The organism is Mesorhizobium sp. M7A.F.Ca.CA.002.05.1.1 (assembly GCF_003998335.1).
Taxonomy (GTDB): Bacteria; Pseudomonadota; Alphaproteobacteria; order Rhizobiales; family Rhizobiaceae; genus Mesorhizobium.
The window spans coordinates 1-10,742 of record NZ_RZQI01000115.1 but is presented as its reverse complement, the minus strand read 5'-3'; the positions used below and the strand labels follow the sequence as shown (position 1 = coordinate 10,742).

10 protein-coding genes and 1 pseudogene are annotated in these 10,742 nt (G+C 60.7%); 4 read left to right on the top strand and 7 right to left on the bottom strand.

Annotated elements, in window-relative coordinates; translation table 11 throughout:
• From EN939_RS08680 to EN939_RS38535, 3 genes are all read right to left on the bottom strand, one after another.
• A partial coding sequence (locus EN939_RS08680; RefSeq protein ID WP_127267687.1) for an LptF/LptG family permease occupies window positions 1-632 on the bottom strand: 632 nt, incomplete at its 3' end.
• Complete coding sequence (gene lptF / locus EN939_RS08675; RefSeq protein ID WP_127267686.1) at window positions 632-1,834, bottom strand: LPS export ABC transporter permease LptF; 1,203 nt, start codon at window positions 1,832-1,834, stop codon at window positions 632-634. The genes lptF and EN939_RS08680, both read right to left, overlap by 1 nt.
• Before the next feature lie 112 nt (window positions 1,835-1,946).
• Window positions 1,947-2,135 (bottom strand): hypothetical protein, encoded by a 189-nt coding sequence (locus EN939_RS38535; protein ID WP_127289235.1) that lies wholly within the window; start codon window positions 2,133-2,135, stop codon window positions 1,947-1,949.
• A gap of 51 nt (window positions 2,136-2,186) precedes the next feature.
• Here EN939_RS38535 and EN939_RS08670 point away from each other — a divergent pair, with 51 nt between their 5' ends.
• The gene (locus EN939_RS08670; RefSeq protein ID WP_127267688.1) at window positions 2,187-3,698 is read left to right on the top strand and encodes a leucyl aminopeptidase; all 1,512 of its coding nucleotides are present in this window, start codon (window positions 2,187-2,189) and stop codon (window positions 3,696-3,698) included.
• A gap of 28 nt (window positions 3,699-3,726) precedes the next feature.
• Window positions 3,727-4,176 carry a DNA polymerase III subunit chi gene (locus tag EN939_RS08665; protein ID WP_023813773.1) on the top strand — a complete coding sequence of 150 codons (450 nt, stop codon included), beginning with the start codon at window positions 3,727-3,729 and terminating at the stop codon, window positions 4,174-4,176.
• Between the two features lie 57 nt (window positions 4,177-4,233).
• On the opposite strand, the gene EN939_RS08660 is transcribed toward EN939_RS08665, so the two are convergent.
• Both EN939_RS08660 and EN939_RS08655 read right to left on the bottom strand, forming a co-directional pair.
• Window positions 4,234-4,752: a DUF995 domain-containing protein gene (locus EN939_RS08660; protein ID WP_127267685.1), complete on the bottom strand. Its 519-nt coding sequence runs from the start codon at window positions 4,750-4,752 to the stop codon at window positions 4,234-4,236.
• Between the two features lie 133 nt (window positions 4,753-4,885).
• Window positions 4,886-5,809 (bottom strand): glycoside hydrolase family 26 protein, encoded by a 924-nt coding sequence (locus EN939_RS08655; RefSeq protein ID WP_127267684.1) that lies wholly within the window; start codon window positions 5,807-5,809, stop codon window positions 4,886-4,888.
• A 611-nt stretch (window positions 5,810-6,420) separates the two neighbouring features.
• Here EN939_RS08655 and EN939_RS08650 point away from each other — a divergent pair.
• Window positions 6,421-8,301 (top strand): glycosyltransferase family 2 protein, encoded by a 1,881-nt coding sequence (locus EN939_RS08650; RefSeq protein ID WP_127267683.1) that lies wholly within the window; start codon window positions 6,421-6,423, stop codon window positions 8,299-8,301.
• 254 nt (window positions 8,302-8,555) lie between these two features.
• Window positions 8,556-8,963: a hypothetical protein gene (locus EN939_RS08645; protein WP_127267682.1), complete on the top strand. Its 408-nt coding sequence runs from the start codon at window positions 8,556-8,558 to the stop codon at window positions 8,961-8,963.
• 261 nt (window positions 8,964-9,224) lie between these two features.
• Here EN939_RS08645 and EN939_RS08640 read toward each other — a convergent pair whose 3' ends face one another.
• Both EN939_RS08640 and EN939_RS08635 read right to left on the bottom strand, forming a co-directional pair.
• Window positions 9,225-10,226 (bottom strand): glycosyltransferase family 2 protein, encoded by a 1,002-nt coding sequence (locus tag EN939_RS08640; protein ID WP_236383117.1) that lies wholly within the window; start codon window positions 10,224-10,226, stop codon window positions 9,225-9,227.
• Between the two features lie 44 nt (window positions 10,227-10,270).
• A pseudogene (locus tag EN939_RS08635) lies at window positions 10,271-10,742 on the bottom strand (UPF0104 family protein); the annotation flags it as partial.

Genomic DNA, 10,742 nt, shown 5'->3' with positions numbered 1-10,742 from the left:
TCCTGCAATTCCCAATAGCCGTCGCGCAGGAAGGCACGGGCGGCGTCCTTGCGCTCGACGATGTTGCCTTGCGGGTCGAGAATGAAAAATACGACATCGGCCATTTCCAGGCCCTGGTTCAGGATGGCCCGCGCACCGATGATGGTGTCGCCCGAACTGGTTTTCTGCCGGATCCAGGGCGCGGCATCGGCCGAGACCGTATTCGATTTGCCGGAACGCAGCTGGGTTTCGATCTGCTCCGACCAGGAGAATGCGTGCGCGGCGAGCGGATTGATGACACCAACCGACAGGACGCCGAACAGCAAGGCTCCGATGCAGCAGGGCAAGAGGAACTGCCAGGCGGAAACACCGGCGGAACGCGCGATGACCAACTCGTAGCGCCGGTTCAGCGACACCAGCGTCGCCATCGCCGAGAAGAGACCGACGAACGGCACCGTCTGCAGCATGATCATCGGCATACGGAGGCCTGAAATGGCTACCGCCGTGCCGTAGGTGAAGCCGGGCAGGCCGGTGGTGCGGCCGGACAGCTCGGTGAAGTCGATCAGGAACACCAATGCCAGGAGGCCGATGAAGAACCAGATGGTGATCGTCACATAGCGGAAGAAGAAGTAGCGGCCCAGTGTCCAGCCCATCAGCCGACCCCTTGCCCTGATGCGCCGCGCCTGGACAAACGCAATTTGAAAGCATTCCAGCTGTCAGCGATGCGCGTGGCGAAGTTTGTCATCCAGTCCGCCCAGGTCACCGGCAGTTCCAGTGTTCGGTTGGAGACGATGAACCAGATCGCCACCGCGGAAGCCACGATCGGCACGCCATAGACCATATACGCATATTGCGGGACCTCATCCGCCTTGCTGGCGGCAAAAAAGCCCAGCCAACGCACGAACAGCGATATCGTGATCGCCGTGATCAGCGGATTGACGCGCGCCTCGCGGTGCGAGCGCGCATCCCCGGCGACCGCAAGCGCGATCAGCGCGAAAACCATGGAATAGGTCCATTCCGAGAACCGTTGGTTGACCTCGGCCCGGTATTCGTAGGGGTTCTGCTGATAGTACTTGTCGTTGGCGCCCGGGTTGAGCAGGTACTGCGTCGTCTGGTCCTTGGGCAGGAGCGTCACCGCCGAAGCCGCCGCCATGAAGGCCGACATGTCGAAGGCATAGGAGGTAAAGCGGATGACGGAGAGATCGCCGGTCAGCGTTTTGCGATGGATGACGCCGTCATTCATCATCAGCACCTTTTCACCGCCGCGTTCGACGATGCTGCCGGTCTTGGCGTAGTAGACGAGGTTGACGCCTTCCTCGCGCGAATCGGCGACGAAAATGCCACCCAGCCGATTGTCGGGAAGGCGCTCACCGATCTGCAGGAACAGCCCGTCGTCAATCTTGCGGAAGGTGCCTTCCTGGATGATCAGCGACAACAGATCCGCGCGCGACGAGGCCACCAGTGCCCGGTTCTTCTGCCGTGCGTAAGGGTCGATGCCGTTGTCGACGGCAAAGGAAAAAACGGCGGCGGCGAGCGCCAGCAACATGATCGGCCGTACGATCGTCCAGCGCGAGGCCCCCGCGGCGTTGACGACGGCGAGTTCGGAATCCGAATTCATCACACTGAGTGTCTGTGCGACTGCCACCACCAGCGCAAAAGGCACCACGATCGGGATGATGGACGGAAGGATGAGGGCGGCGACTTCGAAGAAGGTCAACGCCGACTGGCCGCTGTCTGTCACCAGATCGATCTTTGCCAGCACCTGTGTCGTCCACACGATCGCCAGCGTCCACACAAGAGCGGCCATGAAGACCACGAAAGCGCGGCGCATGATGTAGCGTTCAACGACCTTCATGAAGGCTTTTCTCGATTTTTTCGAACGGCATCATGCCACCGAACAAGGTAGCTGTCCGGCAGCGCCTGCACAACTGGCTCCATCAGATGGTCGATCCGGGTTCTGTCCCACATTACGCCCCCCGGCTGGGCGGAGTGTCGGCGGGAATAGATAAGAAAGGGCGAACATCGATGGTTAACAACAGGTTGCGGCAAAAAGCGGGGCCGTGCCGCGACGAATCGTCATCGATTCCATAGGTCATATGGGATGCCAATTCGGCAAAGTCTTGCCAAATGCCGGAAAACGACCAAATGTCGCGCATCGTTTCGAACCGCTTCCCCAAAAGTCGCGCATTCCCTGAAAGCAGGACATGATGAATCAAAGACCGTCGATCGCCTTCGCCAAATTTTCCGGGTCCCAGAGCGCGGTAAACAAGAAGGGCACTGTCTTCGTGTTCGCGGCGGATGAGGGCGGCCTGAGCGACGTCGCCAAGGCCGGCGATCCCGGCAAGACATTGGAGCGGGCCTTTCCCGTGGCTGAGTTCATGGGCAAGTTCGCCAGTACGGTGGAAGTTCTGGCGCCGCAGGGAGCGTCGCTCGACAGACTGGTGGCGATAGGCACCGGCAAGGTGTCGGGACTGGACGAATATGCGTGGCTGAAGCTTGGCGGCACCGTTGCCGCGTCGCTGCGCAAGGCGACCGAAGTGGCGGTGGTCCTCAATGTGGCCGGCGCTTCGCCGAGTGCGAAGGACGCGGCAAACCTTGCCGCGGGCATTCTCCTGCGCAGCTATTCCTTCGATAAGTACAAGACCAGGAAGGACAAGGACGACAGCAAGGCAGAGCCGAAGAAGTCGGTCAAGGTGACCATCCACACCGCCGATCCGGCCGCTGCGAAGAAGGCCTTCGCCGATGCCGAGGCGGTGATAGACGGCGTCCTGCTGGCGCGCGACCTCGTCAACGAACCGGCAAACGTGCTTGGGCCGGTCGAGTTCGCTGCCCGCGCCAAGGAACTCGAGGCGCTAGGCGTCAAGGTCGAGATATTGGCTGAGAAGGAAATGAAGAAGCTCGGCATGGGCTCGCTGCTCGGTGTCGCGCAAGGCTCGCCGCGCGGCGCCCGCATGGCGATCATGCAGTGGAACGGCGGCAAGCCGAAGGACAGCCCGATCGCCTTCGTCGGCAAGGGCGTCACTTTCGACACCGGCGGCAATTCCATAAAGCCGGCCTCGGGCATGGAGGATATGAAGGGCGACATGGGCGGTGCCGCCGCCGTCACCGGCCTGATGCATGCGCTGGCGGCCCGCAAGGCGAAAGCCAATGTCGTCGGTATCATCGGACTGGTCGAAAATGCCGTCGACGGTCATGCCCAGCGTCCCGGTGATATCGTCACTTCGATGTCGGGCCAGACCATCGAGGTGCTCAATACCGATGCCGAGGGCCGCCTCGTGCTGGCCGATGCGTTGTGGTACTGCAACGACCGCTTCCAGCCGAAATTCATGGTCAATCTGGCGACGCTGACCGGCGCCATTATGGTGGCGCTCGGCCAACATTATGCCGGCCTGTTTTCCAACAATGACGAGCTGGCCGAAAAGTTGTCGGCGGCGGGGCAGGCGACGCAGGAACGGCTGTGGCGCATGCCGCTCGGTGCCGAATACGACAAGCTCATCGATTCCAAGAACGCCGACATGAAGAACATCGGCGGCCGTTTTGGCGGCGCCACCATTGCGGCGCAGTTTCTGCAGCGCTTCGTCAAGGATACGCCATGGGCTCATCTCGACATTGCCGGCACGGCGATGGGGGCGCCGTCGAACGAGATCAACCAGTCCTGGGGTTCCGGTTTCGGCGTCAGGCTGCTCGACCGGCTGGTGCGCGATAATTATGAGCAGTGAACGGGTTCAATCACTATAGGCTGAAGCGATGGCCGACGTCCTGTTCTACCACCTGACCGAATCGACGCTGGAGGATGCGCTGCCAGGCCTCCTGGAACGCAGCGTCGACCGTGGCTGGCGCGCCGTGGTGCAGACAGGCACGGAGGAACGCCGCGATGCGCTCGACCAGCATCTGTGGACCTTCCGCGACGATTCGTTCCTGGCGCACGCAACCGATCGTGAGGCTCATCCCGGTGAACAGCCGATTCTGTTGACCACCGGCGACGGCAATCCCAACGACGCCAAGATTAGGTTCCTGGTCGACGGTGCGGTGCCGCCTGACCTTGGCGGCTACGAGCGCGCGGTGTTCCTGTTCGATGGCCACGATGCCGCCCAACTCGAGGCGGCGCGAGGGCACTGGAAGGTGATGAAGAGCGCTGGCCACGCCGTCACCTACTGGCAACAGACGCCAGATCGCCGCTGGGAGCGCAAGGCTTAAGGCAGGTCGCCTGAACGTCAGGCGACATGCTTGACCTGTGGCGTGTCACGACAATATCTACTGCTTGGCCTTGATCCGGTTCATTTTCGTTGTGACGTAGTCGCCGTATTTCAATTTCATCGACTCGTCCGACCGGTTTCGACGCGAGCTCTTGAAAACGTACCATTCGCCATCAGGCGATTTACGCTTGTAGATAACCTTGCCCACTTGGCGATGCTCGAAGCAGGTCATCGAGCCCTTCACCCCCCAGGAGCCATGCCATTGCGCGCGGTAGCAGAGCTTGCCGCCGCCGGGAATGAACCACATGCCGTCGCCATAGCCCGACTTGCCCTTGTCGTGAGTCCAGGCATCGAACTGCCTCTGCTTGACGGCAAAGAACCCGGCGCCCTTCTTGCCCCACAGCCACGAATGGTTCTGATAAATCTGGTAGACGCCTTCGTCAGGAACGACTGTGGCTTTTTGCGCCTGCTCGGCGATCCTTGTCGCCGTCTTGGCCGTCGCAGGAACCTGAAAGGCAAGAACAAGAACGGAGCAGGCGAATGCCGCTCCGAGATAATTTCCCACTACCCGTTTCACGAAACTTCTCCACAGACTGATTTACGCCACGCCTCAACCCTCATCCCGAACCGCTGGTTCGAGATGGATCATGATCAAACAAGGAGATTGGAAATCGATCCCGATCGCGTCGAGATCGATCAGCACGATGCGTCTACGGCAGGACGTGCTGGGTCACCCTCCAGTCGGGCAGACCATAGCCACCCAGCCACGGCCACACTTCCTTCTGGTTGAAGTAGACGACCGAAGTCAGCGCCGGGAACTCCGCGTAGGATTTGCGGGAATCTTCCTGCCATTTCGAGACATAGTCCTGCTTTCCGACATAGCCGAGTTCCGCAACGACGATCGGCTTGTTGAACACTGCAACGCGGTCATAGCCGGGCTTCAGCAGCTCAGCGAAGGTACGGTCATGACCGGCCTCGTCATTGTCCTTTTTCTGCAGACCGAACACCGACAGGCCGATGACGTCGACATAGTCGTCGCCGGGGTAGTATTTTTCCAGACCCTCTTCGCCCTTGGGCGACCACATATACTTGGCGGCGGGGGCAGCCTTGCGGCAGATATCCACCTCGCGCTTGTAAGCGGAGATCCAGTCCTTGGGAGCCCAGTTGGCCCAAGTGAAGCGGCCGTTCTTGTCTTCCATTTCCTGAGCCCAGCGAATGGTCACCGGGCTCTTCATCTGTCCCACCAGGCCGCAGATTGCCTGCATGTTGGCGTCATATTTGCCGCTCAAAATGCCGTCGCGCAATTCGGGCGGGGTGATGCGCCAGTCCTTCGACCAGGTCCACGGCTCAACCGTAATCAGCAGCGAACGTCCGCGTTGCAGCGCATAGGCGTCGGCAAGCGGCAGCGTCGACAGGTCGACGTCTTCCCAAGGCAGGAACAGCTCTTCGATGCTGGCACTCTTGTCGGCGCTGAAGTCGCCGTAGGGATCATAGGATCCGAACGCCGAGGCGGCGCTGCTCGTTTGGAAGGGGTCCGTCGCGGCTACCGAGCCAGCGCCTCCTGCCGTGGGGAACGCGGCGCTTCCGCCCAATGCCAGCGCGATTGCGAGTGCTTTTACTGTGGAGTATTTCATGTCGATCTCCCATGGCCCCAACCACTTTCGGAAGTTAAGGCTTCGCCCGTGCGCATCGATGCCTGATCGACACGACTACCCAAAAACCGATCGGCTCTATTTGGCAGAATCTGCGGGATTTCGGAGCGACCCCATTGGCGGATGTGCGAACCTGGCACAGAGCCACCCAAAATTACCTCTCAAGCCCCTATACAGGGGGGCGTTCGAGAGAAAGTTCGCCGCGATACTCACAAATTCGCGTCAAAATCCCGATATATCATCCCTGGCTAATTTAAGAGCCGGTCAGGGCCAAGAGTCAAGCACAATTAACGGTTGCTTAACCTTGACGACCGCAACATGGTTAACGGCTTTGGCCGGATCCCCTCCGACTGCCTCGACCCGTCGGTGAATTTCCAGCACCGAAGAGTTTGCCGGCTCGCCGCCAGACTGACTGCTCGGTAGCGGCTATTCCTCCCCCGATACGCATTAGGTTAACCAAATCTCAAGAATCATATTCAACAAACAATTAATTTAGTTGACGCTAAGAAAGCATTAGCTAATTCTATCCTGGGATTTTGGGAGCTTCCAGCCACCTTGTCGGCGGAAGCCCAAAGTGGCGGGCGAGTAAGTGTATGAGTGCTTCCGTGCATGATGGCGTCGTCGGCCATAAGAGCCGACGGGCGCATCGATCTGAGGCGGCTCTGGCAGTCACTGCGCAGAAGGGACCCTTTCTGGTGCCCGTGCTGTCGGCCTTTCAGCAATGGATCCTGAGACTGGCGCTGGCTTTCTGGTTCTGCACACTTGGGTTTTTCTGGATCTGGTGGCTGAAGCCGGAGCATGTCGAACATCTCGGGCCATACACGTTCGCAACACTCATCCTGGTATGGCTCACGCTCATGCCGTTGTACTTTCTATTGAACGTGCATGCGTCGAAAAAACCGTCCAAGCTTCACACGATCCCGAAGCGTTCGCGGGTCGCGATGGTGGTCACCAAGGCCCCCTCCGAACCGTTTGCCGTCGTTGCGCGCACGCTCGAAGCGATGCTGGCACAGGATTACCCGCACGATACCTGGCTGGCCGACGAGGATCCCTCCGAAGAGACAGTTCGCTGGTGCGACGCTCACGGCGTGATGATTTCGACGCGGCGCGGCAGGCAAGACTATCACCGCACGACATGGCCACGCCGGACGCGCTGCAAGGAAGGCAATTTGGCGTTCTTCTACGACCACTATGGCTACGAGCGTTACGATTTCGTCGCCCAGATGGATGCGGACCATGTACCGACGCCAACCTATCTGAGGGAGATCCTGTTTCCCTTCGCCGATCCCTCGGTTGGCTATGTCTCGGCGCCGAGCATCTGCGACAACAACGCCGCCGAGAGTTGGGCGGCGCGCGGCAGGCTGTTTCCGGAAGGGATGTTTCACGGACCGCTGCAGTCCGGCCATACGGGCGGTGGAGCTCCGCTCTGCATCGGCTCGCATTATGCCGTGCGGACCAAGGCGCTGAAGCAGGCGGGCGGTCTCGGTCCTGAACTGGCGGAAGATCACTCCACCTCCATGTTGATCAACGCGGCCGGATGGCACGGCGTGCATGCGCTCGACGCCATCGCCCATGGCGATGGCCCGCAGACCTTCGCCGACCTCATCACCCAGGAATTCCAGTGGTCGCGCAGTCTGATGACGATCCTGCTCGAATATTCGCCGAGCTATCTCCCAAAGCTGTCGCCGCGGCTGAGATTCCAATTCCTCTTTTGCCAGCTCTGGTATCCGCTGTTCGCCGTCTTTGCGTTGCTGATGTACGTCATGCCGGTCTATGCGCTGTCTACCGGGCGCAACTTCGCCAATGTCATGTATCTCGACTTTTTGTTCTACTATCTGCCGAACGCGGTCGCGCTGGTTGGCCTGGTGATGCTGCTGAAGGCGTTCGGCCTCTCGCGCCCGATGACGGCCAAGACGATCAGCTGGGAAGGCACGCTGTTCCTCTTCTTCGCGCGTTGGCCTTGGGTGCTGGCCGGCACGTTGTCGTCGATCCGCGACTATCTGACCAAATCATTCGTCGATTTCCGCGTCACGCCCAAGGGCAGCGGCCCCAAGCACCTTCTGCCGGCTCGCGCCCTCACTCCCTATGTGGCGCTGGCCATCGGCGCGGCACTGCCTGTCCTGCTCGTTGAGCACCCCTTCGATGCCACCGGCTTCTACTGGTTCGCCGCCTTCAACGCCTTCCTCTACGGGCTGCTGGTTGTTGTGATTGTCGTAAGGCACGTCATCGAAAACAGGATTCCGTTGCGCGCCAATGCGGCGAAAGTCGCCTTTCAGGGGTCGCTTGCCGTGCTGGCGCTGATCGTGCCCGCCGCGGGCTTCTACGATCGCGGCATGGAAGGCGTCTACGGACTGCAGCAGGGCGCCGGTGGCCTGCGCATCGTGCGCATCGCCTATGTGGTTTCCGGCGCCGGCCAGGGCAACATCGGTGGCCGCAATTTCTACTTCGATCCAGGTTGGGAAACGCGGCGCTGAATGCTGGAGGCGTCCGCGTAGCGGGCCGGCACTCTGGACGGCTGCAGGCACGAGCCCAAAGATCAAACTTTAATTATATCCGATCGATTGCCGAAAGGCCGCGTTCATCGTGTCGTTTGCATGATCTTTAATAAGTTTCCCCTAATATACAATCCATGATGTGAGCGGCGATAGGCTGCTCGCGTGGCGCGGAAGCCAAAAAAGCAAATAGATCTCCGCGCTGCAACGAATTATATTCGTGGTAGGGGACAATGATGAACAAAGGTATGGAAAGAAGGGCAAGGATCGGCGCGAAATATGCTTGTGCATTTGCCGCCGTTGCATTGATCTCGATACTCTCAGGTTGCCAGAGCAAGGACGCGACCAAGACCAGCTCGATCGGCACAAAGTCCGTGGTGCATACGCTCGGCAAGAAGGTGCACGACGTCAAGAAGAAGCGGCTGCATCTGTTCAACCGCAAGCCGCTCACACAGACGACCATGGTGACGCGTACGAGGGAGGAGGCCTATGCGGCCTTCGTGCGGCCGCAGCGGGTCGGAAGGCCGGCGCCGGTGAAGGTCTCCTACCGTCTGGGCAATGGCGGCCCGTTCCTTGGCCGTTCGCCTTGGATTTGTGGCCCGAGCGGTTTCGGCCAGCGCGCCAGCTGCCGTTCGCGCTACTAGACCATCAGACCTAAAAGTGGCGGCGCGATTTGAATGAAGGATCCGCCGCTCTTGTATTCGCCAGGGGGCGCGAGTCGAGGGCGAGAGGTTGGCGCAGACGTTGCGCCTTGCCTCTTGCCCTCAGGCCGCCATTCCTGGGATCAATGAACCCTGCCAGTCCGCCGTCGGCCTGAAACCAAAATCCCTCCCAGCAAGCTATCGATGAAGCCACTGCCCCGGTCAACGCTGGGGACGGAGAGCCTCGATGGCGTCCCGATCACCTCATGATGGCCGGCTCGGGCGGAGCCAGCCGTCATTGTCACTGCGCGCCGGCTGTGGCCGCGCGACATAGGCCGATGCTCCATTCGCTTCGTGATAGACCCGTGCCAGCATTTCAGCCAGTACGCCCGACGTCACCATCTGCACCCCGGCGATGAGCAGGAAGAAGCCGGTGAACAGCATCGGTCGCGTTCCAATGTCTTCGGCGAAAAGCAGCTTCAGGCAAAGCAGGTAGGCAAGGATCAGCGAACCCAGAGCGCCAAGCACGATGCCGATGCCGCCGAAGAAGTGCCCGGGCCGCGTGCGATAACGCATGAAGAAGTACATGAAGACCAGATCGAGCACGACCCTGAAGGTGCGCGAAATGCCGTATTTGGATTGGCCATGGATGCGGGCGTGATGCGTCACCACTTCCTGCGCGATGCGTCTGGGGGTCGTCACCGTGGCCAGCCATGCCGGGATGAAGCGGTGCATCTCGCCATAGAGCTTGACGCTGCGGATGACGTTGCCGCGATAGACCTTGAGGCTGCAGCCATAGTCCTTGAGGCGCACCCCGGTGACGCGCGCGATCAGCGCGTTGGCGATGCGCGAGGGCAGCCTGCGCATGAAAAAACCTTCCTGGCGATCCTTGCGCCAGCCCACCACCAGGTCGAGATCCTCGCTCAACAGGCGGTAGACCATACGCGGAATGTCGTAGGGATCATTTTGCAGGTCGCCGTCGATCGTGGCGATGACGTCGCCGCGCGCTGCGTCGATACCGGCCTGCATCGCGGCGGTTTGCTTGTAGTTGCGCACCAGCTCGACCGCATGCACATGCGGGCCGTAATGCGCCGCCAGGCGCCTGATCTCGCTCACCGTCGCGTCGGTGCTGCCGTCATCGACCAGCACGACCTCCCACGGCTGGCCGTAGCGTTCCATCGCCTGGTGAATCCGCACCAGCAGCGGTTCGACGTTCTCGGCCTCGTTGTACATGGGCACGACGATGGACAGTGTATGGTCCGGCATCACCGCGCCGTCAGGCAGTCCCGAAGCAGGGATGGGCAATACGCTCATAGGGATGGCTTCCTTGCAGGGCCGACGGCCGGGTTCCCCGGCAGTGTCGATTTCGAGGGAAACAGCCAGGCGATCGCACCCGTGGCGATTGCCGAGCAGAAGATGAACAGATGCAATGCCAGCGCTGCCTGAAGGCCGCTCTTCATGGCAATGCCGGAGGTGAGCAGCGCCGCCGCTGCACCCGCTTCGTAGGTGCCGAAGCCGGCGACGCCTTGCACCGGTAGTATGGCGGCGCCTTCGGCCCCGACGACGCCTGGAAAGGCGGTCGAAAAGGATGTCCCCAGTAGCATTGCCAGCAACCATCCCTGCACAGTGAGCTTCAGCGACCAATTGGCGATCGTCCACCACCAGCCATAACGCGATCGGCCGGTCGCCTCGGTGAAGACATCGCGCAGCCTGCCGAGTTTCGCCACGATCTTGCCGCGGCCTGCCCAGTCATGCGGCGCACGCGCCCAGCGCGGCAGGTAC

Coding starts and splice junctions, on each gene's coding strand:
- lptF (WP_127267686.1), bottom strand. CDS start 1,834: ATGAAGGTCGTTGAACGCTACATCATGCGCCGCGCTTTCGTGGTCTTC.
- EN939_RS38535 (WP_127289235.1), bottom strand. CDS start 2,135: ATGCGCGACATTTGGTCGTTTTCCGGCATTTGGCAAGACTTTGCCGAA.
- EN939_RS08670 (WP_127267688.1), top strand. CDS start 2,187: ATGAATCAAAGACCGTCGATCGCCTTCGCCAAATTTTCCGGGTCCCAG.
- EN939_RS08665 (WP_023813773.1), top strand. CDS start 3,727: ATGGCCGACGTCCTGTTCTACCACCTGACCGAATCGACGCTGGAGGAT.
- EN939_RS08655 (WP_127267684.1), bottom strand. CDS start 5,809: ATGAAATACTCCACAGTAAAAGCACTCGCAATCGCGCTGGCATTGGGC.
- EN939_RS08650 (WP_127267683.1), top strand. CDS start 6,421: ATGAGTGCTTCCGTGCATGATGGCGTCGTCGGCCATAAGAGCCGACGG.
- EN939_RS08645 (WP_127267682.1), top strand. CDS start 8,556: ATGAACAAAGGTATGGAAAGAAGGGCAAGGATCGGCGCGAAATATGCT.
- EN939_RS08640 (WP_236383117.1), bottom strand. CDS start 10,226: ATGCCGGACCATACACTGTCCATCGTCGTGCCCATGTACAACGAGGCC.